We start from the raw sequence: 23,214 nt of genomic DNA, 5'->3' as shown, positions 1-23,214 counted from the left end.
GAGGCATATATGGATGAGAAACGATTGCCCGATACACCATGGCATGTCGGTTTTGTAAAGAAAGAGGAAGATGATCCAAGGCGCCACAAAGCCCGATGCATTTATTATGCGGAAGGCGTATGCCATCAGGGAAAAATGGGATGTTTCTTGCGGAAATGTCCCGGTTCTTCCCATTGCAAGTATTACGCGGAATCTGAAAGCATGGCAGAAGAAGTGTACCTAAAAACCCGGAGTATAGAAGAAGAACGTGCGGACCAAATGCAGGAAACTTTATTTCAAGGCAAAGCTGAGATTAAGCACGAATTGCAACCACAGGAAAATACCAAGCAGCCAGAAGAAACAACGCAACAGTCTTGCGAACGATTTTCTGGAATAGAGAGTATTCGGTTTAAAGAAATTGTTGTTACTGAGAACTATAAGCAGTGGAAGCCGGATCCTTATGAACTGGAAAAACTTATGAAGTATTATGAAGAGCATAAGAAATTGGACAAGCCGGTACTGGTGAAAATAAAAAATGGGCGATACAAACTGAAGGATAATTTTCTCCAATACTATGTTGCGAAAAAGCTACACAAAACATGGGTTAAAGCAACTATGGATGCAAAATATCTGAATGAAAAATCCAAATGACACAGTTAACAGAAGGAGGCATGTATGTACGACAGTCATATCTATTGCAGGGAATACAAAGAACTGAAAGACCAGATTGTTGATATTGTGAATGGAGAAATGGAAGAGTATGACATTGATGAACTGTCTGCTCATATACAGGAATTATACGATGACGGCGAAATGTCATCTTCACAGTATGATGATCTGATGTCTTATATTCAGGATTTACAGGAATGAAAAAGCCGGAAGTTGGGGCTGTTGATTCATCAGAATGGTAGAAGAAAAATAGGAAAGTGCAGGCACGCAGCTTGCACTTTTTCTTTTCCTGCCGAAAATTAAACCATTGGTTCAATGCAGTCTTTCCTATGCCGTGCTATAACTGTCGTATCAGGTACGCTACGGGAAAGGAGAAACTGTTCATGGATACTGCAAAACGAATTGCAAAGCGAATGAGTCCGAAAGAAAACAGAAAGAGACGGAAGGAAGCATGTTCCGTTTTCCTGTCACACCGGAAGAGAGAATCATTATGGGAAAGGATTTCCATATGGAAAGAAGATATCATCTGCATTTACCAGAGACTGCGTTATGGATACTGTTACCGTGACACCTGGTCGATTGACCAATGGTTCCTTACGGTTGTTCCGAACATGATTCATGACCTTCGTGTCAACGGCCATGGTTACCCAGGTTCCTTTGAGGGACCGGAGGAAGAAAACATCCGGAAATGGGACCGTATTCTGGGAAGAATGGAATTTTTGTTCCGGGAAGCGAATGAGGATATGTGCAGAAAGAAGAATCCGTATGAGAAGGAACATGACCTGGCACAGGAAGAATTTACAGCAAAATACGGCATGTTCGGAGAAAAACTAAAGACGGAAGAGGAGATTGCGAGAGAAAATCAGGAGCATACACATCGTCTGTATATGATGAGCGATGTGCCGGAATATGCGGAGATCTCTGAAAAGTGGCTGGCGGCTGAGAATGAATTGCGTGAGTACCGGGACCGGTGTCTGAAGCAGGGAATGGGGCTTATGATGAAATATTTCCGGAACCTGTGGGATTGATAGGCATGGACGGGCAAAAAGAAAGCGGCGGGGAGTCGAAGGATGATTCTCTGCCGCTTCTGTCGTTTGCTTTCTGCTTTTTCCGGTTGTATGCCCTGCCGTTTGGCATGGTCCGCGTTGCCGGGTTCAGGATGCCCCAGGTGGAACGCTGTAAGGAATGGTATGCTTTTTGTGCTTTCTTACTCTGTTTGCTGATCGGGACAAATGATTTCTTCATGCAGCACCTCGATTCTGCTCCAGTGTTTCCATGATGCTGTTGCAGAATTCCGTGTAATCGTTGTGTCCGAAAAGCAACATCTTGTTGCACAGCAATTCCATGGATTTCTCAAATTCCGCCGTGTCTTTCTTTCTGACTTTGCAGAGAATGATGCGGTACGGGGAATCGTCCCGTGAAAATTCGTTTCCGAACCGAACGGAAACATGGTTCTGTGCGAGCAGGGAATCCGCAAGGTAGTCTTTATGATCAATATACATATATTGGACGGACAGGATGGACAGACCGTCGAGTCTCTGGAAGTTTTTCATGGAATCCTCCTTTGTGATAGCTGTCTATAAGGAAAAGGCTGCGAAATTTGCATTCCGCAGCGTGGTGCCTGAAACCGTACCCGGCACCGGTGTGATCGCTCACGGGTTTTCTACAGGGGGATTATTTACCATTGATATTCGCTGAATTAGCGTACCATGAACCGAAAGAAACAACGGATAAAAAATAACAAAATGATCCATATCACTGAACGTTAACAATCCCATCTGCATTTTTAAAGACCCTGTACGGAAAATATCTTTAAATGTCCGCTTCGAACAGGAACGTCTGATTGTACCGGTCAAGGGCAATCTGCATTTTCATGATCTCGCCGGAAATGCGTTCATAATCCTGTTTTACCAGTTCCGGATCATAATTGGTGTAGCGATATTCCGGAACGGCATTTCTGGAGCTGAATGCGTGAGAAGATTCCCTCATTTTCGGAAGACATTTCCGCATGGCATCCAGGGTCGCTTTGCGGGAGTTGAGCTGTGCCATTCTTACCAGGATGCTGTCAACGCTCATTTCCGTGTCTCCGACCGGGATCTTTGCGGTGGCGTTGGTCAGATTCAGAGCGTGTTTGATGATGACGGTTTTACGGTCGATCTCTTTCAATGTCGCAGAAACAGTGGAGTAGTCATAATCCGGGATAACCGGTTCCTCACCAACGGCGGCAACGTAAGTGCGGGATGCAGCTTCCTTGGCTTCCCAGTAGGATTTCTCGTCCGCCAGATTTTTGAGCAGTTTATTGGCATAAGCCGAAGTCATTTTCATGATGTGTGTTCGCCTCCTTCGTATCAATTCCTTATGACACGATTATAAGGCGGGAGAAGGAAGATGTCATTGAACCGCTGGTTTAAACCGCCCCATAAATGAGGAATATCCCCGTCAATGACGAGGATATTTTCAATGCTGGTATGTAACAGTCTGCTGAGAATGATAAAGTTGTCCAGGCTCGGCAGGGATTTTCCGGCAATCCATTTGTAGATTGCCTGTGGGTTCTCAAAGCCGAAGGCGCCTTGGATCTCGCGGATCGTATAGTTCTGCTCTGAAAGAAGCTGCTTGATCCGCTTCCCGGTTTCCACGGGCCGGATTGACAAATACATCGGTTCCATTTGCATCCCTCCATGATTCTGTACCATCCCGAAACACTTGTTTCCATTCTATCACGGCTGTGGTAGATTGAACAGCGAAATTTTATTTCTGCAGGCGAAATCTGGATACTTCTTTGCGATCCAGTTTATCGAGTTTCTTATTTTGTGACCGTGCGTATTTGAACAGAGCAAGCAGCTCGATTCCGGTGGACGGAGTATTCTGATATGGATTTGGAATCTCATAGTATGATGACGATAAAGCTGTATTCTCAAGAAATTTAGGTGTTTTCATTTGCAACCTCTCCTTGTTTTTGGGATTAATCTATTTGCATTATACCGCAGAATACGTACGGTAAAAAGTCGATTTATACTCCGTATAGGTAACGGAAGACAAAACTATGAGCACAGGCGGAAAAGTCTGTGCTCATGATTAATTCGCCAGGAAGTGGATTATGTTTAATGATGACTTATATCAAGTTTTAGGGATAAATGTGCCATACTTATCCCCGGCACCAGCACGTTTGGTGAAGGTTGGGTGAGATGGGCAGTTCTGAAACATCTGATAAAACCGCTATTAGTACCACTACCTGTTTTTACCTTGACAACATCGAATTTTACGAGCCGGTAAGAAAAAATAAGTTAATTGACACTGCAGAAGCATTAAATTTCGTTGACAAGTCATTCTTTATTTGATAATATTTATCAAGTAATTTAATATCCTATGAGGGAGTAGTTAGCGCGAAAGTGTGGTTTGTCAACATTCTGATTATAGCAACTGTATAATCTGGCAAATCTTAAATAATGAGACTCATGTATATCGATGGACGACAGTTTTTGTATCATGCATAGCTGTCAGTTGATATACATGAGTTTTTCTTTTGTGCATTGATGCAAAAAAGGGAGGACATCATAATCGACAGTGAGCGGTGAGGGAACATGCATTACATCTAGGAGGAAATGAAAAATGATGCTGTTTTTTAAAGTGTTTTTTACAGAATTTATCGCAGAGATGGGCGATAAAACCCAGCTTATGCTGATTGCTCTCACTTCAAAATATAAGTTGAGAGATATTATACTAGGAACTGCGGCGGCGATTCTTGTTCTGAATGGTCTTGCGGTTCTGGCGGGCGGACTTGTCAGTGAATTTATTCCTGACTGGCTTATTAAGATGATTGCAGCACTTGCATTTCTGTATTTCGCCGCATCGACTCTTGCCGGTGATGATGACGAAGAAGAGGAGGAGGGCGGTAAATCAAAGATTCAGTTCGCACCCTTAGCTGTTTTTTGTACATTTTTTGTGGCAGAACTGGGAGATAAAACTCAGCTTACAGCCATCACGTTCGGAGCCAATGAAGGCATGAAATCAGCCTTTGTTGTATGGATTGGATGCTCTCTGGGTCTTTTTGCAGCGGATATTCTTGGAATGCTGGTTGGATATCTTTTAAAGAGCAAAACTCCCGATGGGCTGCTGAATACACTGGCATTTGTTATTTTTTCCATATTTGGTGCTTTCACACTTCATCAGGGACTGAACATGATGAACGCAAGAGTCTGTCCGATTCCGGTATGGTCGGTATGGATTGCTGCGGCTGTTATTTTTACTGCCTTATGTGCCTGGATCTATATAAAAAGAAAGAAGGAAAATAAATGCGATATTTAAAACCACATTACTATGATAAATTTGTCTGTACAGCAGGAGATTGTCCGGATAGCTGCTGTGCCGGATGGCAGATCATGATTGATGAAACCTCTCTGGAGCGATATGGAAATGAAAAGAGCGAGTTCGGAACGCGATTACGCAATTCTATTGACTGGGATGAAGAATGTTTTTACCAGAACAATCGGCGCTGTGCATTTTTAAATGAAGAAAATCTCTGCGATCTTTATAAAGCACTGGGACCAGATTCTCTTTGTGATACCTGCCGGATGTACCCGAGACATACGGAAGAATACGAGGGACTTCGGGAATTATCTCTTTCCCTGTCCTGTCCGGAGGCGGCTAGAATCATTCTTTCCTGTAAAGAACCGGTCCGTTTTCTGGAAGAAGAGGACGATTTGGAGGACGATTTTGAAGAATTCGATTTTATGATGTTTTCCCAGTTGGAAGATACAAGAGATGTTCTGTTTTCGATTTTACAGGATCGATCCCTTCCTCTGACACTCCGAATGTCGGCATCCGAACAGCTGACAGAACAATATCAGATCCGGGTGGAAGAGCAGAAGGAATATGAAATTGATGAACTTCTGCGAAACTGTGAAGCTCATCATCAGAGAAAAAAACTCCAGGAATTTGTATCAGAAAGTCTTGCTGAAAAAGGCATTGATGCAGCATCTCTCCATCGGTGGGCACGCCAGATAGAAGAATTGCAGGTACTACGCGGTCTGGAACGCCTGCGTCCGGAATGGGATGATGTGCTGGATGGTGCTGAAAAGTGGCTGTATCAGGGAAGCGAGGAAACCTATCATAAAATTTGCGAAGAATTTCATAAGGCATATGGAAGTTTAGGAAGTCACAAAGAAGAATGGAAAAATCTGGGTGAGCAGCTTTTAATGTTTTTTGTCTATACCTATTTTTGCGGGGCTGTCTACGACGATATGGTCTGTTCCAAGATGGAACTGGCATTGTTCTCTGTCCGCTGGATACAGGAATTTCTGATGGTCCGATGGCTGGAAAATGGAAAGAAACTTTCCATGAAGGATGTGGAAGAAATCTCCTGGAGATATGCCCGGGAAGTAGAACATTCCGATGATAACTTAAATGCACTGGAAGACTGGCTTTTTGAGCGGTATGCACCGGTTTAATCACCGAAAGAAGCATATTGCAAAAATGAATCATACGAACAAAAAAGCTCTATTCTATAAAATTGAGCGTACCGTATCTCCGGACGTCAACGAATAGAGCTTTTGAGTTAAATTTTGTCACATAATGCTTCTGCCATTTTCAGATAATACATGAAAGGTAAGCGACAGCAAACCAATGTGTTACCGCATAAGGCGCAACAGGCCGATTACTTTCCCAAGAATCTGTACTTTATCCACAATAATCGGATCCATGGTTGCATTCTCCGGCTGGAGACGATAGTGACCGTTCTCCTTGAAGAAACGCTTAACGGTAGCTGAATCATCGATGAGTGCAACCACGATCTCGCCATTCTCTGCGACACTGGTCTGTTCCACGATAACACGATCTCCGTCATAGATGCCCACATCGATCATACTATTGCCGCGGACCTTCAGCATAAAAGTTTCGCTGTTCGGAAGCAGTTCTGCCGGAATCGGGAAATAGTTCTCCACATTCTCATCAGCCAGAATCGGCGCACCGGCTGCCACAGTACCGATAAGGGGTACATTTACCAGTTCGCGGCGGGACAGGTTAAAGGTGTCATCAACGATCTCGATGGCTCTCGGTTTCGTCGGATCCCGGTGAATATATCCGTTCTTCTCAAGCTGTTCCAGATGAGAGTGGACAGAAGAGGTAGACTTAAGCTGTACCTTTTCACAAATTTCACGTACCGTCGGCGGATAACCTTTCTTTAAAATGCATGCTTTAATAAATTCCAAGATCTCTTTCTGTTTATCTGTAATACGTCCCTGTGCCATATAGATTCCTCCTGTCGATGAAGTATATAAAATGTTTTTAATATCGGATATACAGTGATTCTGGCAGGATATAAGTCGAACGCCCACCTGATGGGACCAGCAGCTGAATCACTGAAAGGTTTGGCCTATAGTAAGCCCTTATTATATTATATATAGTAACATATGTTCGGGCAAAATGCAAACTATTGTTCGTCTTTATCAATGTTTTCTTTTTTAAGCTGTTCTCTTGCCTGCTCAAGCAGCACTTCCAGACGGGCATTTTCTTTGTCTGCCTGACGAAGAAGTTCCTGCATTTCCCGTTCTTTTTTGAATAGTGCGCGCTCCATCGTAAGCTCCGCCTGGGCTTTGCATTGCTGAAGCCCCATATCAGCATCCGCTTTTTGTTTTGATAATTCCTGGGTAAGTTCTGTGAGTTTCTGCTGTAGTTCTTTATTTTCAGTTTCAAGTGCCAGAATCCGATCGGATGCATGCTGATAGGACTCTGACTTTACCTCCTGTTCCTTCTGAGAGTGAGAGAGAGCAAGTACCGTATCATGAAGCTCCTGTTTGCATTGTAAAAGCTCATTCTTAAGCATTTCTTCTGATTCTTTTGAATGTTCATTTTTCTTCAGCTGATTTTGTGCCTCTTCTAGTTTCTCCTTCAGCATCTGGTTGATCTGCTCCTGGTCAGCAGCACCTTTTCTGAGCGATTCTAGCTGTTCGGTGAGTGTCTGTTCCTGCTTGGTCAGCAAAGCGGACTCCGCATCCATTTTTTTCTTTTCTGCTTGAAGTTGTTCTACTTTTTTCTGTAACTCTGTGAGGCGCAGTTCTTTTCTCTGGAGTTCAGAAGAGAACTCCTCCCGTGCTCTGGCTTCTGCATTCTGGTTCAATTCCAAGCTATACAGATATGCGGAGGTGATGGACTTAACCATGGTTTCAAACTCCTCAATCTCGACACTTCTCCCCGGAATTGAGGATTTGGCTTGATTTAACTCAAACACCTGCATCACATGATCAAAGCCCTGGGCCTGGTTCATTCCTTTTTGTTCGCAAAATGCACGGAAAGCATCCGCTGTATCGGAATCGATTCGAAAGTTTGCCTGTTTAATTTCTCCCATATTCTATATTCTCCAATCTATTTTTTTGTAACTGTTTATGCAACTATTCAGTAGGTCTGCGCATTTACTGCGCTGACCGTACGAAAACATGGGTCAGCAGGCAAAAATCCCATTGCCGTAGGTAATTTTTAATGGATTTTTGCGTGTGACTGTGAAGGTACTGAACAGTTACCTGTTTGTTTAATACCCTGACATTCTTGCTGCGAGGTGGTAACTGTTCATACTCATGTAGACAGTTACGCGAGATAATACTCTGCTTATCAAACTGATTTCAAAGAAGTGCTTTGCAAAGATCATGCGCCAAGTCTTATAACGTTCGATTTAAACTGAAATTTCAAATTGCGTCATACTTTATTTTATGTATATAGATTATCATGAAACCACAAGGGCGTCAATCTGATTCTGTGATATGTTATATATATGTTATACATAATTATTGTTATACATAGATTATGATTTTGATAGTAAAAATAGGAATGAAAATATCAACTATTCGTGAAAGGATGCTTTCGCGAATAGTTTCATCGACTTTTGTGGTCATATTTGCCAGAAATAGCAGCGCAGTTTTGTGCAATATGTATGATTTCCTATAAAATCTATATACCTAAAGTATTTAGATTTTTATAGGGAGCAGGTGTCTGCTGCTTACGAGCAAAGCCGCGTTTTCTTACGTCACTTTTGAAACCGAAAATACCGTAAGAAAAGGTGGTGGCAACAGAAATTTGCCGTATTTAAATGCGAAGACACGGAAAATTTCGTTACTGGGCACGTATGCGGGAACAGTAGCAAACTGCGAACAAATGTTTGTTTTTTTCTTTCAAAATCATTGACAAACATTTGTTCGTATCGTATAATGTAATCATACAGAACAAATGTTCCTGACATTTTTATAATATTCAAATCTCTTCTCATTCTTTAAGAACAGATTTGAATACAAAAAGACGATTCCAACAAAACACGAGAGGAGAAGATTGCAAATGTATACGTTGAAAAAAGGTGTTATGGTTTTAGCTGTTGTTTTCATCATGCTGCTTTCGGGCTTTTTTGGACGGAGTCTGATGTATGTGATGGCTGAGGAAGAAGCAGATACTAGACCGGAAAAGTACTATACCAGTATTCATCTGAAAGATGGAGATACGCTCTGGAGCATTGCTCAGACATATTGTGCAGATTCGGAGGAGTCAGTTGAAGAGTATGTACGGGAGCTGCGCCAGATGAACAGTCTTTCGGATGACCATATTGACGCAGGGCATTACCTGACCATTCGTTATTATAAATAAATCGTTACCGTTCACATACACGTACACACAACCGATAACAGAGACAGAATCAAATTTATAGAATTTTCCATATTCCTGTCCGTAGTCTGTTCATTTAATCTATTTTCTGGTAGAATAAAGTTTAGCAAGCAGTCTATATCTGATTAAATGACAAGCGACAGATGAACAGGAGGAAATAAGGATATGAGTATTGTATATCACGAATCATCGAAGATATTTCATTTATATAACCAGACCATCAGCTATATCATGATGGTTCTTCCAAACGGACATATGGGACAGCTGTATTATGGGAAAAAGATTCGTGACAAGGAAGATTTCTCATACCTTCTTGAATTAGCTCCCAGAGACATGGCATCTTATCTCTATGAAAACGATCGCACCTTTTCACTTGGACATATTAAGCTGGAGTACGGTACTTACGGAAGCGGTGATTACCGGCATCCGGCAGTAGAGATTCTCCAGAATGATGGAAGTACCTATTCAGATTTTCAATTTACTGGATATCAGGTTACATCCGGAAAGCCAAAACTGCCGGGACTTCCCGCTACTTATACTGAACAGGACGGGGAAGCTGAAACTCTTATTATTACGTTAAAAGATACCCATACTAATCTGGAGCTGCATCTTTTATATACAATATTTGTCGAGGGCGGTGTCATTGCCCGAAGTGCTTCTATTTCCAATCAGGGAGACATTTCTGTACAGGTTCAGACCGCGATGAGTCTTTGCCTGGATCTTCCTGACCACGATTATGAGTGGATGCAGTTTTCTGGGGCATGGGCGAGAGAGCGCGCACTCCACACACGCAGGCTTGAGTATGGCATTCAGGCGATTGACAGCACCCGGGGACATTCTTCCCATGAGCAGAATCCGTTCATTATTTTAAAACGCCCTTCGGCTGACGAATTTCAGGGAGAAGCCATTGGCTGCAGCTTGATTTACAGCGGTAATTTTCTGGCTCAGGCAGAAGTGGAGTCACATGGAACCACCCGTCTTATGATAGGAATTAATCCGTTTGGCTTTAGCTGGGAGCTGAACCCTGGTGAAAGCTTCCAGACTCCGGAGGCAGTGCTTGTTTACTCCTCTCAGGGACTTAACGACATGAGCCAGACTTTACACCGGCTGTACCGGCGCCGACTGGCAAGGGGGTACTGGCGTGATCGCGAGCGCCCAATCCTGATCAATAACTGGGAGGCAACTTACTTCAATTTTACCGAAGAAAAACTTCTACAGCTGGCTTCCAGAGCGCAGAAATGCGGCATAGAGCTGTTTGTTTTAGATGACGGCTGGTTTGGTGCCAGAAGCAGCTCAAAAGCCGGACTGGGCGACTGGGAGGCAAACCGCGACCGTCTGCCAAACGGTCTTTCCGGACTGGCACAGAAGATAGAAGCGCTCGGCATGAAGTTTGGTCTCTGGATCGAACCGGAGATGGTAAATGCCGATTCCGATTTATTCCGCACGCATCCGGATTGGATCCTCCAGATTCCAGGGCGAACGCCTTGTCACGGACGTTACCAGTATGTATTGGATTTTTCCCGGCAGGAGATCCTTGATTACATCTATGAAAAGATTGCATCGATTCTGGAAGGCACCTCCATTTCCTATATCAAGTGGGATATGAACCGAAGTCTCAGTGATGTATGGAGCAGAGGAGTTTCCGCCAGACAGCAGGGAGAAGTATTTCACCGCTACATTCTGGGTGTTTATCAGATGTATGAGCGGCTGACCACACGCTTTCCGGACATTCTGTTCGAATCGTGCGCCAGCGGCGGAGCGCGTTTTGATGCAGGTATGCTGTATTACGCACCGCAGGGATGGATCAGTGATGATACAGATGCGATTGAACGCCTGCGGATTCAATACGGTACTTCCTATGGTTACCCGATCAGCTCGATGGGATCCCATGTATCTGCTTCTCCGAACCATCAGCTTCATCGTCAGACACCTCTTTGGACACGTGCCAATACCGCGTTCTTCGGAACGTTCGGCTATGAACTGGATCTGGCACAGCTCGGAGAAGATGAGCTATCTGAATTAAAAATTCAGACCGCCTTTATGAAACAGCACCGGTCCCTGATTCAGTATGGTACTTTTTACAGACTTTCCAGTCCGTTTGAAAACAATATCACTGCCTGGATGGCAGTCAGTGAAGACCGCACAGAAGCCCTGGTCGGCTGGTACCGGACACTGAATGTCGCCAATGGTCCGTTTACGCGGCTGTATTTACAGGGACTGGAAGAATCCGATCTTTACAATGTCACGGAATATACAGAAGGACATGAAAGTGCCGTAAGCACCCACTATGGTGACGAACTGATGAATTTAGGACTGATTACCAGTGACGCCTCTTCCGGACAGTATATGGATGGTAGAAGAGAGAGCTGCGACTTTGATTCTCGCCTGTTTTATGTACAAAAGCAGGCTGAATAATAAATAAGATAAAAGCATTAAAAAGGGATTCTCCCGAAGCTGGTTTTCAAAGAAGAATCCCTGTAACTGTTCAGTAGGTCTGCGCATTTACTGCGCTGACCGTACGAAAACATGGGTCAGCAGGCAAAAATCCCATTGCCGTAGGCAATTTTTAATGGATTTTTGCGCGTGACTGTGAAGGTACTGAACAGTTACGAATCCCTTTTAATTTAAATCCGGCGTTTCCCCGTATAATCCCGCTTCCGGCGTTCATTTACGATATGATTCAGAATCCCGCCACCGATAATAATAACGGCTGCCATCATCAGCACACGTTTCGCCCCTTCCTGCGGAAGTGTGCTCTTAGACGCAATCGACGTAGTATTGAATTGAAGGGTATATTCGATTTCATGAGGCGTTCCCATCGCCAGTGTATCCGCCCTGACTGTAAGTTCTTTTGTCAGATCCAAAACAGGGATCGTAAAATGAGAATTTGCGTCCTTGGCACTTTCATTCTCGTATTTTCTATTATCTACCACCATGTAATCATAATTGGAACTGCTCCATGTGATGGATATGTATGCCGTTCCATCTGTCACCGTCAGAAGAGCAGGACTTTGGATCGAAGCCTTTCCGCTTCCTCCGGTCATCGTTACCTCGATGGCATATTCACCATCCTCCAGGGAAAGCAGCGTTCCAGCACCTGCCTGCGCCGTCAACGTCCACCGGCTGCTAAATAAGATACAAATGATTCCCAGAAGAATGAAACCTATTTTTTTCATAGACAGAAAACTCCTTATCCTGTGTTTATAAATTCTTTTTCTTATACAGAAACCAGGACGCAGCAACCGAAAAACACGCCAGATACAGAAGCAGGATCCCAATCGTTGTATAAGAAAATGCCTCATGATTGGCGATGCTGCGAAGCGCCGCACTGGTCTGCGATAACGGCAGATATTCAATCACCTGGCGCAGACCATCCGGCATACTCCGGGCTGAAAAGAATGTATTGCACAGATATGCCATCGGCATAATCACGTAATTCGAAAAGCGCGGCACATCGGCATGGTTTTTGGCATAAAAAGATACCACAACTCCAATTGTGGAAAACACAGATCCGTTTAAAAACATTAGAAGGAACGACCAGCCGTTAAAACAGAGCCCCGTTCCGATCGGCAAAATCAGAAGAATAATCACGGCTCCCGCATATAATCCCCGGAGACTTCCGCCGATGATCTGTCCCGCGATGAACTGCCACAGCGGGGTAGGAGAGATGATGACCTGGTCAAATGCTTTTTCGTACAATCTCTGGACGTTTAAATTCTGGGCGATAGCATTGAAACTGCCGTTCATGGTCGTCAGGGCAACCACTCCTGGAATCAGAAAGTTCAGATACGATTGTCCGTGCGACATGGTCTGGATTCCAAGACCAAACACCAGAATATATAAAAGAGGGGCAATCATGGCAGCCAGCGTGATTTTATAAAAATCCCGCCGGAATTCTACCCATTTTTCCCATAACACAGTAAGAATACCCATTTTTACCGGCATTCCAGCTGCTGCCCGATTGTCTCCAGAAATACATCTTCCAATGTCGTACTGCGAAGCGCTGTTTCCTGTTCTGACGCGGACAAATACTGAATTGCCTCCTCCTTTCCATGAAAATAATGTGATTTCAGCCCATCTGGTGAAGTCTCATCGACCGCATACCGCCCCAGCGTCTCTATCATATGCCCCGGAGCATCTGTTTCCTCCAGACGTCCACCGCACATAAAGCCGACACGGTCACAAAGCGTTTCTGCTTCCTCCATATAATGCGTTGTCAGAAGAATGGTAAGCTTTTGCTGATTCAGCTTTTTCAGAAGATTCCACATCTGACGGCGGGCAAATGCATCCATCCCTGCAGTCGGTTCATCCAGAAGAAGGATTTCCGGTTCCGTTAAAAGTGCCCGGCAGACCATCAGCTTCCGCTTCATGCCTCCGGAAAGCTTTCGGACGGTTCTCTTCCGATAATCGATCAACCCGCAGAATTCCAGCAATTCCTCTGACCGCTCCCGAATCTTTCTGAGCGGCATATAATAAAGACGTCCCTGATATTCCATAATCTCGTTCATCGTCATATCCTGACGCATCGAGTATTCCTGCGTAACGACACTGAGTTTTTGTTTCAGCTGATTTTTCTGACGGGTCAGCAGCTCTCCGTTGATCCAGATTTCACCCGAAGTCGGAAGCAGGAGAGTGGAGAGCATTCCGATGGTGGTCGTTTTTCCGGCACCATTCGGTCCCAAAAGCCCAAAGAACTCGCCTGTCTCAATTTTCAGGTTCAGATCCTCGACCGCCAGAAAATGATCGTATTTTTTTGTCAGATGCTTTAATTCAATCATGGTTCCCTTCCTTCACGACAATAATCGAATAATAACTTGCCCGATCTGGAATTTCATCGATTTTATGATAAATATGCTCCTCTGGCATACCACAATTTTCGATCATGGTACCTGTCATATGCTTTTCTTTCAGGGTCGCCTTGACAAGCGGCATCTTGGAAGCTGCTTTCATCAGAACCTTGGTACCTGGAAGTTCCAGCGCCGCCTCAATATCATAAGTGGACGGAATAATATGAAGCTGTTCTGAGCGGTCGACAAGACTGTCCTGAAGCTTGGCGCTGACCGCGCAGAAGGACGGAATGCCATTGATGATTTCAGTTGCATAACCATGTGCTTTTACAATCCGATGGATATAAATATAGGTACTGTAAATCGTCGGATCTCCGAGCGTGAGGCAGGCAACATCCTTCCCCTGTTCCAGCTGCTCTATAATCTGATCCGAGGCAGCCTGGTATGCTGCATTTAAAACAGCTTTATCTTTTGTCATCGGAGTAGTGAGGTTTAAGCATTCCTTTTCATCCAGATTTTCCACGATCCCGCTGGCAATTTTATAGGAAACTGCATTTTCCTTTCCATCCGCCGGTACCGCAATCACCGGGCACTTCTGAATCGTGTCAACTGCCAGATATGTCATGAGCCGCGGATCGCCCGGACCTACTCCTACGCCATATAAGGTTCCTTTTATCATAAACATTTCCTTTCTGTGAAAACTGTGAGAAATTCAAGTGTTCAACTTTTAAAATTTTTGTACGATGCCTTTTTTGCTTTTTTAATAAAGTACGAAATTAGCCTTTTTCAAAAGTAAAAAATTTTGTACTTTATAGTTAGTGGTTAATAAATGGCTTAGATACAAGGATTATAGCATAAAGTACAAAAATTTCAAAATGCACTTTATTTCAGAATGTACTTTATTTCGAAACAGAATAAAGTACATTTTCAAATCGCTCCATTTTGGAAATTTCATAAATAGTGGAATAAAGTGGGTTACAAGAATTCCAAAAGCAGTTATCCGCAAAAAGGGTTAATGTCAGTGGAATGTATTTTGGATATGTTCCCCAAAATGGAAAACAAATACAGATGAGCTTACCCGATGGCTTTGACTGTTATCAGTCTACACCATCGGTTTCCTCAAGTCCAGCTAACCCCTGAATAGTAACTGAGAGGTCATTGTATAGTATGAAGTTGTATTCTAGACAGAAGAATTTTTTGGATGTATACTATAGAGTTGGATTTACTAAAAAGCAAAAGCAGGAGGAAATAATACTGTGCGCGATGTACTGCGGGAAGAAAAGAAATTTCTGCTGAATCAGGCAGAAGCTTTAAAACTCCGGAATTATCTGTCAAATGTGGTTCATACCGATTTACATAATGGACCAGATGGTTACCAGGTACGTTCTTTGTACTTTGATTCTTTGTCAAATCGGGATTTTCAGGAAAAAGAAGATGGTCTGGAGTTAAGAAGAAAGTTTCGTTTGCGGGTATATAGTCCTGATGCGGATTTTGCACTGTTTGAAATGAAGCAGAAGCAGGGACCATATCAGCGAAAGCGGTCATTAAGATTATCCAGAAAGGAAGCGCAGGCTCTCATTGAGGGTGATTATTCTGTACTTTTAAACAGTGGCAGTGAGTTTGGACAGGAATGTTATTCAATTATGGAAATGTGGGCATACCGTCCTAAAACAGTTGTAGAATATGACAGATTTGCATTTATCGCGCCAGAAAACTCTATTCGAATAACCTTTGATTCCAGAATACGGGCTAATGAAGTGAATTTTAATGTGTTTGATAGAAATCTGGTGTTAAACAGTGTAATGTCGCCTTTTGCTGTAGTGCCGGAAGTAAAATACAATGGCTTTTTGTTAAGCTATATCAAGCATATGCTTCTGCCCGTTCAGAAAAGCGAGCTTTCCGTGAGCAAATATTGTATGGCAAGACAAATTGGCTGTAACTACAGGTTTTAGGAGGAAAGGAAATGAAAGAGACGATTTATAACCAGCTTGCCCAACAGGGGGATATGACCTGGCAGCAAATTATAATGCATATTCTGGTAAGTGCTGTCATTGGTCTGTTTATTTTTATTTCATATGTGATTTCACATAAGGGAACGATTTACAGCAAAAAATTTGGAGTAACACTGATCGTTCTGACGGTTATGACAGGAACAGTTATGACTGTCATAGGAAACAATATTGCATTGTCGCTTGGTATGGTCGGTGCATTATCTATTGTGCGTTTTCGAACTGCAATAAAAGATTCCAGAGATACTGTATATATTTTCTGGACGATTATTGTGGGAATATGCTGTGGAGTTGGAGATTATCTGGTTGCTGCAGTAGGCAGTTCTGCTATTTTTCTTATTTTTCTTATCATGGGAGCGATTCGCAGTGATAACCGTATGCTTTTGATCATCCGTGCAAAAAGAAGCCGCTGTGAAAATATAGAATCTCAGGTCTTTCGTTATTTTGGGACTGGTGTCGTTCTTCGGGTAAAAAATACGACAGAGGAAAATGCTGAGTACATTTATGAATTATCCAGAAAAATACTGGAGAAAGTTCAGAAACAGTATCCGGCTTTAACAGATGATTTCTATAACCTTGGACAAATCGAAAGTGTTAATATTGTAGCTCAAAGCGATGAGATTTATAACTGATATGAAATATAAAATAATAGGATTTATATGCTGCTTTGCGGTTATCCTGATTGCCGTTTTTGCGCCATTGTCTTATAAGGACTACCGAAAAACAGAGAGAATTCATCAGCATGAACAGGAAATTCCCCAGGAACCATGTACGGATCCTGCGGATGGCGGTCTGTGTACATATCTTCCGATTGTCAAAATTGATACAGATGGGATGGAAATCCCGGGAAGACCCATTAAGGATGATGGAAACAACCGCATTTATACACGCGCTACGGATGGGGAAACTACAATTGCTGCTCAGATGGATATAATTGGGAATGACAGCAAAGAGTACCATCATGCAAATGAAACGGCAGATGTATCTTCTGAAATCCGTATACGAATGAGAGGTAATTCCTCAAGAAAGTTTGATAAGCCAAGCTATGCCATCAGACTTGTAGATAAAAAAGGGGAAAACAATCCGCTTTCCATTATGGGAATGGATGCGCACCATGAATGGGTATTATACGGTCCCTGGCTCGATAAAACAGCCATACGAAATTATATGTTTTACAATCTTGCCGGAGAAATGATGTCTTATGCGCCAAATGTAAGATTCTGCGAAGTAATTCTTAATGGTGAATATGAAGGTCTATATGTAATGACTGAAATGATAACCGGCGGAAAAGATGGCGCCAGGCTGGGACTTCGTGTAAATGCCAAGCGCAGCGCATTTTCCGGATACCTTCTTCGCCTGGATCATCAGCATGCGGGCGAAGAAGCTTTAAACAGCTTTACAACGTATACCTACAAAACCCCCTTCCTGCTGCAGATAGAATATCCCGGAAACAGGAACAGGGATGCCAGACTGACAGAAGAAATCCGGCAGGATTTTTCAAATTTTGAAAAAACTCTGTATTCATATGATTATGACAGGGAAAAACATGGCTACACTTCTATGATAGATGTAGACAGCTTTGTAGATTACTTTATAATCAATGAGCTTTCCAGTAATGCAGATGCCGGAAACTATTCCACTTATATTTATAAGGGAACCGATAATCTGTATCGTATGTGTGTATGGGATTTTAATAATGCCTGCAATAACTATTTCGAGGAGGAACTTCCTTATACAGGATTTTTCCTGAACAACCGATTATGGTTTGAAATGCTTATCAAAGATGAGGATTTTACTGAACGGATCATCCAGCGATATCATTCCTTGCGAAAAGGTCTGTTAAGTGAGGAATCACTTTATCGTTATATCGATGAAACCCTTGATTTTATCGCACCAGCTCTTGCAAGAAACGATGCACGATGGGGAAGTGTGGAACAGCAGGCAAAGGGACTTCTGGTTCCGGTATCGAGAAATCTTGACAGCAGATCTGCCGCTGAAGGACAGTTAAAAGGTTACTTGCGAAACAGAGGAAAATGGCTGGATGAAAACATTGAGACTCTGCGTCAATATTCAGCATCCTCCCGTGTAAAGCAGTATAATGAGGTTAATGATTAAAATATGAAACGATTTATTATCAGTATATCTGCCATCATTCTGCTTGTATTTATTGGATTTATAGCTGTGTTTTATGGCGGATTTTATGTAGACTCAGGCCGGGACAATCATGTAAACACATTTGTCCGGACTGAGAATAAAGAAATACTTATAAAGGACAAAGATAAGTGGAAACCATTTGAAGTCAGAGGAATTGACATGGGAAGCGGTATTCCAGGTGAATGGTCTACCGATTATGCGATCACCAAAGAAACCTATCTGCGCTGGTTTCAGCTGATCCAGGAAGCAGGAGCAAATACGCTGAGAGTCTATTCTGTCCAGAATCCGTCTTTTTATAAAGCGTTCTATGAATACAATTCCCAACATGAGGAGCCGTTATATTTACTTCAGGGAATCTGGGTAAATGATTATATACAGAACTCCCGAGTGGATGCATATGCCGACTCCTTTGCAGGAAAGCTTCTGGATAATTGCCTGGTCACTGTAGATGTGATCCATGGAAAACGACTTATCATCAATAATGATGCAGATACAAGTACAGGACTTTATTTACACGATGTCTCGAAATGGGTGCTGGGATATATTATCGGAAATGGATGGGAAGATACAACCGTTGCATATACAGATGAGAAATATCCGGATATGGAACCGTATAAAGGAACCTATCTTACTGCTTCAAAAGATGCTTCTGCCTTTGAATCCCTGCTTGCAGAAACAGGTGACAGGATGCTGTACTATGAATCAACAAGATATGATGAGCAGCGTCTGCTCTCCTTTTCCAGTGGAAATGCAACAGATCCCTTTGATTATCCTAAAGAGATTGCAGAATATTTCCGAAAATGTGCCCGGATCGACGCAGAACATATAACTGCAACTGATAAATTTATATCAGGTCAGTTTGCCAGCTACAGTGCATCTCCATATGATCAGGATTACCTTTCCTGTATGGAATACACAACATGGAACAGCTTGTCTGATAAAAAGATTGACTTTAGTGACTGTATCACTCCTGACGGAAAACGGAATACTTATCGGGCATATTTAAGACTTTTAAACGAACATCATACAATGCCGGTTTTGGCTGTTGAATTTGGTGCAGCCACAGGACGAGGTGAGATTCAGGAGAATCAGGTGACCAGCAGAGGACTTGGATACTATTCTGAAAAAGAACAGGGAAAGATTCTGGTAGATTGTTATGAAGACATTATGGCTGCCGGACTTTCCGGAGGCTGTGTCTATTCCTGGCAGGATGAATGGTTCAAGCATACCTGGAATACCATGTATGCTGTAGATTTAAGCCGTAATATTTACTGGGAAGATGCTCAGACAAATGACCAGCATTTTGGCTTGCTGGCATTTGACTGTGGGGAAAAAGAAAGTGTTTGTTACGTGGACGGGGATACTTCCGAATGGACGGATAAAGATATGGTGATCCAATATGAAGACGGCTCTTTCATCAGTGTGAAGTATGATGCCTCCGATGTTTATTTATATCTCCATAAAAAGGGCTTTGATCTGGAAAATGACACGCTGTATGTTCCGGTTGATACGACCCCTAAAACAGGCAGTACCCGTATGGAAAATTGTACAGCAGAATTTGAAAGACCTACAGATTTTGTACTGATCTTAAATGGAAAAGATAATACTCGTCTGTTGGTTCAGGATCGGTATAATCCCATTCATGCCAATTATGAGGAAGATATTACAGGAGAAGATTCTTATATTGATCCACCGGCTCGGGATAGCGCTGTATTCGAAAATATCTGCATGGTATTACGGGATGTTATTGGTCAGTATCAGGATGTTGCCACACCGTTAAGAACCTTTGAAAGTGGAAAGCTGTATTATGGTAATGGAAATCCATCTGCATCTGCTTATGATTCCAGGGCAGATTTTATCTGTAACGGAGATGATGTGGAAATTAGAATCCCATGGCAGCTGCTGAATTTTTCTGATCCGTCCCGAATGCAGATTCATGATGATTATTATGACGGAAATTATGGCATTGAAGCAGTGGGGATCAAAGAGATGTTTATAGGTCTTGGCAGAGAAGGAAATACTATCGAGATGGGACGGCTTAAACTGAAAGGATGGGAAAATACAGTATCTTACCATGAAAGATTAAAAGAAGCATACCAGGTTCTGAAGACATACTGGACAGGAAAGGAACACGAATGATAGCACAATTTGTGATTGTTTTTTATTTTATTGTCTGTGTGGGGATTATTCTGTTTAACTGCTTCACAGAGATAATTTCAAGATATCGTTCCTGTGTTCTGAAAAGGAGGGAACAACGATATTGCGAAGAATACAGACAGCTGTTTTTAGATAATATAACGGAAAATAAAAAGCAGGAAAAAAGGCTGGTTAAAGAGCTTCAGTCAACCAGTAGACTTCTGACGTTCAGTGAAGCATTATATAAAGTTGAAAACCGTATGCCGGAACAATTCCAGCAGGGAATAGCATCTGTAAGTCGGCTGATGGAAGAACTGATACCGGTTTATAAAAGAAAATCGGATATGGAAAAGGCCTGCTTGGCTTATGTATTTGCCATATTTCATATGACGAAATTCCAGGCTAAGGAAATTGTTTTCCCATTTCTTTTTGACCTGCTTAGAAATAAAAGTCTCTATTGCAGAGAGAATGCTTTGCGGGCGTTATACAGTTCAGAAGATATACACGCAGTTATGCAGGCATTGGAATTCCTGAATGCAAATGAGCAGCTGCTTCCGCATAAAAAAAATACTTGTAGATGGACTTCTTTCCTTCGATAAAAAAGAAGAACTGATACCACTCCTTTGGAAAAAATTGAGTGAATTTCATCCAAGGATGCAGGTAAACCTGTTGGATTATATTCGATATGCATCGTCAAACTGGAAGGATGAAATGCTGTCTATGTTGGAAACAAGCCAGGATAGGGAAATTCAGATCGCATGTGTCCGCTATTTTGGCAGATATCAGGATGAACGAAGTGTTTCTTTTTTGCTTCATCACGCCAAAGAAGAAAAGGAAGGGGTCTGGGAATTGCAGAATGCCTGTATTTCCGCTCTTGCTATGTATCCCGGACCGCAGACACTGGAAATTTTGAAAAAAGAGATTTCCAGTAAAAACTGGTATGTCCGTCATAATGCTGCAAAAAGCCTTGCAGTTCTGAATACAGATAGGGACGCATTAGCTGATATTTTACAGGGAAATGACCGCTATGCAAAAGAAATGTTAGAGTACCAGTTAGATGCAGCAAAAGCACAAAGGAGGGCGGGTTTATGACCGATGCATTTCGTTTTTTTCTGGAATGTGTCAATCTGTTTTTTATTATATATCTGATTGGATATTCCAGCTTTTTGTTTTTGTCGGTTGTAGCAGGAGCAATTGAACTGTACAAATCATACCACCTTGAACAGCTGCACAATAAACTGTGGCAAAGCTATTACATACCGGTTTCCATTCTTGTTCCGGCTTATAATGAGGAGATCACGGTGAAGGACACAGTTACTTCACTTCTCAACCTGGATTATAAACTATATGAAATTATAGTGATAGATGATGGTTCTAAAGACAAAACATCTCAGATCCTGATTGATGCATTTCATATGGAGCGAGTGGCGCGCCCGATCCGTCATCTAATCCAATGTCAGCCCGAGGAAGATGTTTATGAATGCCCGAACCAGAAAGTACCCATTACTTTGATCCGTAAGAAGAACGGCGGAAAAGCAGACAGCCTAAATGCCGGAATCAATGCAGCCAGGTATCCTTGGTTTATCTGTATGGATGCGGACTCTATTTTACAGCATGATTCACTGGAGAAAATCGTTCGTCCGGTTCTGGAGGACGAAAATGTAATAGCCGTTGGTGGAAGTGTCCGTCCAGCCAATGGTGTTGTCATAAAAAAAGGTCATGTGATAAAATATAGGCTGCCTAGAAATATAATAGCAAGAATGCAATCCCTGGAATATGACCGTTCTTTTCTGGCAGCACGTATCCTGTTGGATAAAATCAATGCAAACATGATCATATCCGGAGCTTTTGGATTATTTGAGAAAAAAACAGTGATTGCCGTAGGCGGATATGACAGCAGTACAATGGGCGAGGATATGGAACTGGTAGTCAGACTTCATGAATTCAGCCGCATGAATCGTAAGCCATATAAGATTGATTTTGCACAGGATGCCATCTGCTGGTCGCAAACACCGGAAAAATTAAGTGAATTGGGCAAGCAGCGGAAAAGATGGCAGAGAGGATTGTTCCAGTGTATGTGGGGACACCGTAAAATGCTGGCAAACCCACGGTACGGAGCTGTAGGACTTTTATCCTATATTTATTTTCTGTTTTACGAATTATTGTCACCATTTATTGAACTTTTTGGTATACTTACAATGGTTTTATCTGTGATGATGGATATGCTAAATGTGAAATTTATGCTGGTATTTCTTGCCTGCTATGCCCTGTATGGTATTTTACTCACATTAACTGCATATTTTTCAAGAATCTATACCATTGACCAGAGGCTTTCTTTTCGAGAACTGAGCCTTGCTATTACTGCTTGTTTTTTTGAAACAACTTTTCTCCGCTTTTATCTGGCATTTGTCCGTGTGACTGCATTTGTGGGATACAAGAAGAACAAACTGAACTGGGGTAAACTGGAAAGAAAGAAAATGAACGGAATATAATTTTATTACTATGTCAATTTAGATTGATCGAAACGACGGGAGGAAGTCTTGATTTAGCTGCGGGAAAAATAAGATTTGAGACTATATTACAATGGGTTATCAGTCATCAGAAGTAATGATTTTGGGAGAGATACCTTTACGGCATCTCTCTTTTTGTTTCATAGGAAATTGCGTCCTATGTCACATTATTTAAATAATCCATGTTACCGAGTGCTCTGGAAATGCCCTAAAAGTAAAAAATAATGCGGATGCAGTAGGAGCATTTAATATCCTGCGTAAATATCTTTCCGTATCCGGAAAACAGAAAGAACTGTCCGTAACCGGACTAAAGAATCCAGAAATAATAAA

At 42.4% G+C, this 23,214-nt stretch carries 26 protein-coding genes; 15 read left to right on the top strand and 11 right to left on the bottom strand.

Annotation, left to right across the window (positions count from 1 at the left end):
• Positions 1-9 precede the first annotated feature (9 nt).
• The 3 genes from DWX76_RS11580 (at position 10) to DWX76_RS11570 (ending at position 1,676) form a co-directional block, all read left to right on the top strand.
• On the top strand, positions 10-630 hold the full coding sequence (locus DWX76_RS11580; RefSeq protein ID WP_118570729.1) for a hypothetical protein: 621 nt from the start codon (positions 10-12) through the stop codon (positions 628-630).
• Positions 631-654: 24 nt separating this feature from the next.
• Positions 655-849 carry a hypothetical protein gene (locus DWX76_RS11575; RefSeq protein ID WP_118570728.1) on the top strand — a complete coding sequence of 65 codons (195 nt, stop codon included), beginning with the start codon at positions 655-657 and terminating at the stop codon, positions 847-849.
• 182 nt (positions 850-1,031) lie between these two features.
• Positions 1,032-1,676, top strand: a complete 645-nt coding sequence (locus DWX76_RS11570) for a hypothetical protein (RefSeq protein WP_118570727.1) — start codon at positions 1,032-1,034, stop codon at positions 1,674-1,676.
• Here the strand turns inward: DWX76_RS11570 and DWX76_RS11565 are convergent.
• A complete protein-coding gene (locus DWX76_RS11565) occupies positions 1,642-1,893 on the bottom strand; it encodes a hypothetical protein (protein WP_118570726.1) in 252 nt (83 codons plus the stop codon). The two genes, DWX76_RS11570 and DWX76_RS11565, sit on opposite strands and share 35 nt — an antisense overlap.
• Positions 1,890-2,201, bottom strand: coding sequence for a hypothetical protein (locus DWX76_RS11560; protein WP_118570725.1), 312 nt, complete (start codon positions 2,199-2,201; stop codon positions 1,890-1,892). The genes DWX76_RS11565 and DWX76_RS11560 overlap by 4 nt, the downstream gene beginning before the upstream one ends.
• Here DWX76_RS11560 and DWX76_RS14020 point away from each other — a divergent pair.
• Complete coding sequence (locus tag DWX76_RS14020; RefSeq protein WP_182429781.1) at positions 2,200-2,346, top strand: hypothetical protein; 147 nt, start codon at positions 2,200-2,202, stop codon at positions 2,344-2,346. The genes DWX76_RS11560 and DWX76_RS14020 overlap by 2 nt on opposite strands.
• Positions 2,347-2,460: 114 nt before the next feature.
• On the opposite strand, the gene DWX76_RS11555 is transcribed toward DWX76_RS14020, so the two are convergent.
• The 3 genes from DWX76_RS11555 to DWX76_RS11545 all read right to left on the bottom strand — a co-directional run bounded on the left by DWX76_RS11555 (position 2,461) and on the right by DWX76_RS11545 (position 3,585).
• The gene (locus DWX76_RS11555) at positions 2,461-2,973 is read right to left on the bottom strand and encodes a hypothetical protein (protein ID WP_182429780.1); all 513 of its coding nucleotides are present in this window, start codon (positions 2,971-2,973) and stop codon (positions 2,461-2,463) included.
• Positions 2,974-2,996: 23 nt separating this feature from the next.
• A complete protein-coding gene (locus DWX76_RS11550) occupies positions 2,997-3,314 on the bottom strand; it encodes a helix-turn-helix domain-containing protein (RefSeq protein WP_118570724.1) in 318 nt (105 codons plus the stop codon).
• 82 nt (positions 3,315-3,396) lie between these two features.
• On the bottom strand, positions 3,397-3,585 hold the full coding sequence (locus DWX76_RS11545; protein ID WP_118570723.1) for a hypothetical protein: 189 nt from the start codon (positions 3,583-3,585) through the stop codon (positions 3,397-3,399).
• Between the two features lie 672 nt (positions 3,586-4,257).
• Between DWX76_RS11545 and DWX76_RS11540 the strand changes: the two genes are divergently transcribed.
• Both DWX76_RS11540 and fliB read left to right on the top strand, forming a co-directional pair.
• Positions 4,258-4,953, top strand: a complete 696-nt coding sequence (locus DWX76_RS11540) for a TMEM165/GDT1 family protein (protein WP_118570722.1) — start codon at positions 4,258-4,260, stop codon at positions 4,951-4,953.
• Positions 4,941-6,095, top strand: coding sequence for a flagellin lysine-N-methylase (gene fliB, locus DWX76_RS11535; protein WP_118570721.1), 1,155 nt, complete (start codon positions 4,941-4,943; stop codon positions 6,093-6,095). Before DWX76_RS11540 ends, fliB begins: the two co-directional genes overlap by 13 nt.
• Positions 6,096-6,275: 180 nt before the next feature.
• On the opposite strand, the gene lexA is transcribed toward fliB, so the two are convergent.
• Entirely contained in the window at positions 6,276-6,893 is a 618-nt protein-coding gene (gene lexA / locus DWX76_RS11530; RefSeq protein ID WP_022359416.1) for a transcriptional repressor LexA, read from the bottom strand.
• Positions 6,894-7,075: 182 nt separating this feature from the next.
• Entirely contained in the window at positions 7,076-7,990 is a 915-nt protein-coding gene (locus DWX76_RS11525) for a hypothetical protein (RefSeq protein ID WP_118570720.1), read from the bottom strand.
• 977 nt (positions 7,991-8,967) lie between these two features.
• Here DWX76_RS11525 and DWX76_RS11520 point away from each other — a divergent pair.
• Together DWX76_RS11520 and DWX76_RS11515 are read left to right on the top strand one after the other, a co-directional pair.
• Entirely contained in the window at positions 8,968-9,270 is a 303-nt protein-coding gene (locus tag DWX76_RS11520) for a LysM peptidoglycan-binding domain-containing protein (RefSeq protein WP_022359414.1), read from the top strand.
• 183 nt (positions 9,271-9,453) lie between these two features.
• Entirely contained in the window at positions 9,454-11,703 is a 2,250-nt protein-coding gene (locus tag DWX76_RS11515) for an alpha-galactosidase (protein ID WP_118522472.1), read from the top strand.
• 209 nt (positions 11,704-11,912) lie between these two features.
• Here the strand turns inward: DWX76_RS11515 and DWX76_RS11510 are convergent, their stop codons facing one another.
• From DWX76_RS11510 to cobI, 4 genes are read right to left on the bottom strand one after another with little or no spacing between them, the layout of a single operon-like run.
• On the bottom strand, positions 11,913-12,464 hold the full coding sequence (locus tag DWX76_RS11510; RefSeq protein WP_118491401.1) for a hypothetical protein: 552 nt from the start codon (positions 12,462-12,464) through the stop codon (positions 11,913-11,915).
• Between the two features lie 25 nt (positions 12,465-12,489).
• Positions 12,490-13,233 carry an ABC transporter permease gene (locus DWX76_RS11505; protein WP_243021941.1) on the bottom strand — a complete coding sequence of 248 codons (744 nt, stop codon included), beginning with the start codon at positions 13,231-13,233 and terminating at the stop codon, positions 12,490-12,492.
• Positions 13,224-14,066, bottom strand: coding sequence for an ABC transporter ATP-binding protein (locus DWX76_RS11500; protein ID WP_118467689.1), 843 nt, complete (start codon positions 14,064-14,066; stop codon positions 13,224-13,226). Before DWX76_RS11500 ends, DWX76_RS11505 begins: the two co-directional genes overlap by 10 nt.
• On the bottom strand, positions 14,059-14,754 hold the full coding sequence (gene cobI / locus DWX76_RS11495) for a precorrin-2 C(20)-methyltransferase (RefSeq protein WP_333523582.1): 696 nt from the start codon (positions 14,752-14,754) through the stop codon (positions 14,059-14,061). The genes DWX76_RS11500 and cobI overlap by 8 nt, the downstream gene beginning before the upstream one ends.
• A gap of 577 nt (positions 14,755-15,331) precedes the next feature.
• On the opposite strand from cobI, the gene DWX76_RS11490 reads away from it, so the two are divergent.
• The 7 genes from DWX76_RS11490 to DWX76_RS11460 all read left to right on the top strand — a co-directional run bounded on the left by DWX76_RS11490 (position 15,332) and on the right by DWX76_RS11460 (position 22,866).
• Positions 15,332-16,027: a polyphosphate polymerase domain-containing protein gene (locus DWX76_RS11490; protein ID WP_118570719.1), complete on the top strand. Its 696-nt coding sequence runs from the start codon at positions 15,332-15,334 to the stop codon at positions 16,025-16,027.
• Positions 16,028-16,038: 11 nt separating this feature from the next.
• Entirely contained in the window at positions 16,039-16,716 is a 678-nt protein-coding gene (locus tag DWX76_RS11485; RefSeq protein WP_118570718.1) for a DUF4956 domain-containing protein, read from the top strand.
• Position 16,717: 1 nt separating this feature from the next.
• Positions 16,718-18,199, top strand: a complete 1,482-nt coding sequence (locus DWX76_RS11480) for a CotH kinase family protein (protein ID WP_182429779.1) — start codon at positions 16,718-16,720, stop codon at positions 18,197-18,199.
• A gap of 3 nt (positions 18,200-18,202) precedes the next feature.
• Positions 18,203-20,377 carry a hypothetical protein gene (locus tag DWX76_RS11475; protein ID WP_118522469.1) on the top strand — a complete coding sequence of 725 codons (2,175 nt, stop codon included), beginning with the start codon at positions 18,203-18,205 and terminating at the stop codon, positions 20,375-20,377.
• Positions 20,374-20,973, top strand: coding sequence for a hypothetical protein (locus DWX76_RS11470; protein WP_118570716.1), 600 nt, complete (start codon positions 20,374-20,376; stop codon positions 20,971-20,973). Before DWX76_RS11475 ends, DWX76_RS11470 begins: the two co-directional genes overlap by 4 nt.
• Before the next feature lie 70 nt (positions 20,974-21,043).
• The gene (locus DWX76_RS11465; protein WP_147353862.1) at positions 21,044-21,466 is read left to right on the top strand and encodes a HEAT repeat domain-containing protein; all 423 of its coding nucleotides are present in this window, start codon (positions 21,044-21,046) and stop codon (positions 21,464-21,466) included.
• Positions 21,463-22,866 (top strand): glycosyltransferase family 2 protein, encoded by a 1,404-nt coding sequence (locus tag DWX76_RS11460; protein ID WP_118522468.1) that lies wholly within the window; start codon positions 21,463-21,465, stop codon positions 22,864-22,866. The genes DWX76_RS11465 and DWX76_RS11460 overlap by 4 nt, the downstream gene beginning before the upstream one ends.
• Positions 22,867-23,214: the final 348 nt, after the last annotated feature.

Source organism: Clostridium sp. AF21-20LB (genome assembly GCF_003478795.1).
GTDB lineage: Bacteria > Bacillota > Clostridia > Lachnospirales > Lachnospiraceae > Otoolea > Otoolea fessa.
This window is presented reverse-complemented; position numbering and strand designations above follow the sequence as displayed.

What these genes read in the sequence shown, in the direction of transcription:
- DWX76_RS11580 (WP_118570729.1), top strand. Translation starts at nt 10, where the DNA reads ATGGATGAGAAACGATTGCCCGATACACCATGGCATGTCGGTTTTGTA.
- DWX76_RS11575 (WP_118570728.1), top strand. Translation starts at nt 655, where the DNA reads ATGTACGACAGTCATATCTATTGCAGGGAATACAAAGAACTGAAAGAC.
- DWX76_RS11570 (WP_118570727.1), top strand. Translation starts at nt 1,032, where the DNA reads ATGGATACTGCAAAACGAATTGCAAAGCGAATGAGTCCGAAAGAAAAC.
- DWX76_RS11565 (WP_118570726.1), bottom strand. Translation starts at nt 1,893, where the DNA reads ATGAAGAAATCATTTGTCCCGATCAGCAAACAGAGTAAGAAAGCACAA.
- DWX76_RS14020 (WP_182429781.1), top strand. Translation starts at nt 2,200, where the DNA reads ATGGAATCCTCCTTTGTGATAGCTGTCTATAAGGAAAAGGCTGCGAAA.
- DWX76_RS11560 (WP_118570725.1), bottom strand. Translation starts at nt 2,201, where the DNA reads ATGAAAAACTTCCAGAGACTCGACGGTCTGTCCATCCTGTCCGTCCAA.
- DWX76_RS11555 (WP_182429780.1), bottom strand. Translation starts at nt 2,973, where the DNA reads ATGAAAATGACTTCGGCTTATGCCAATAAACTGCTCAAAAATCTGGCG.
- DWX76_RS11550 (WP_118570724.1), bottom strand. Translation starts at nt 3,314, where the DNA reads ATGGAACCGATGTATTTGTCAATCCGGCCCGTGGAAACCGGGAAGCGG.
- DWX76_RS11545 (WP_118570723.1), bottom strand. Translation starts at nt 3,585, where the DNA reads ATGAAAACACCTAAATTTCTTGAGAATACAGCTTTATCGTCATCATAC.
- DWX76_RS11540 (WP_118570722.1), top strand. Translation starts at nt 4,258, where the DNA reads ATGATGCTGTTTTTTAAAGTGTTTTTTACAGAATTTATCGCAGAGATG.
- fliB (WP_118570721.1), top strand. Translation starts at nt 4,941, where the DNA reads ATGCGATATTTAAAACCACATTACTATGATAAATTTGTCTGTACAGCA.
- lexA (WP_022359416.1), bottom strand. Translation starts at nt 6,893, where the DNA reads ATGGCACAGGGACGTATTACAGATAAACAGAAAGAGATCTTGGAATTT.
- DWX76_RS11525 (WP_118570720.1), bottom strand. Translation starts at nt 7,990, where the DNA reads ATGGGAGAAATTAAACAGGCAAACTTTCGAATCGATTCCGATACAGCG.
- DWX76_RS11520 (WP_022359414.1), top strand. Translation starts at nt 8,968, where the DNA reads ATGTATACGTTGAAAAAAGGTGTTATGGTTTTAGCTGTTGTTTTCATC.
- DWX76_RS11515 (WP_118522472.1), top strand. Translation starts at nt 9,454, where the DNA reads ATGAGTATTGTATATCACGAATCATCGAAGATATTTCATTTATATAAC.
- DWX76_RS11510 (WP_118491401.1), bottom strand. Translation starts at nt 12,464, where the DNA reads ATGAAAAAAATAGGTTTCATTCTTCTGGGAATCATTTGTATCTTATTT.
- DWX76_RS11505 (WP_243021941.1), bottom strand. Translation starts at nt 13,233, where the DNA reads ATGCCGGTAAAAATGGGTATTCTTACTGTGTTATGGGAAAAATGGGTA.
- DWX76_RS11500 (WP_118467689.1), bottom strand. Translation starts at nt 14,066, where the DNA reads ATGATTGAATTAAAGCATCTGACAAAAAAATACGATCATTTTCTGGCG.
- cobI (WP_333523582.1), bottom strand. Translation starts at nt 14,754, where the DNA reads ATGATAAAAGGAACCTTATATGGCGTAGGAGTAGGTCCGGGCGATCCG.
- DWX76_RS11485 (WP_118570718.1), top strand. Translation starts at nt 16,039, where the DNA reads ATGAAAGAGACGATTTATAACCAGCTTGCCCAACAGGGGGATATGACC.
- DWX76_RS11480 (WP_182429779.1), top strand. Translation starts at nt 16,718, where the DNA reads ATGAAATATAAAATAATAGGATTTATATGCTGCTTTGCGGTTATCCTG.
- DWX76_RS11475 (WP_118522469.1), top strand. Translation starts at nt 18,203, where the DNA reads ATGAAACGATTTATTATCAGTATATCTGCCATCATTCTGCTTGTATTT.
- DWX76_RS11470 (WP_118570716.1), top strand. Translation starts at nt 20,374, where the DNA reads ATGATAGCACAATTTGTGATTGTTTTTTATTTTATTGTCTGTGTGGGG.
- DWX76_RS11460 (WP_118522468.1), top strand. Translation starts at nt 21,463, where the DNA reads ATGACCGATGCATTTCGTTTTTTTCTGGAATGTGTCAATCTGTTTTTT.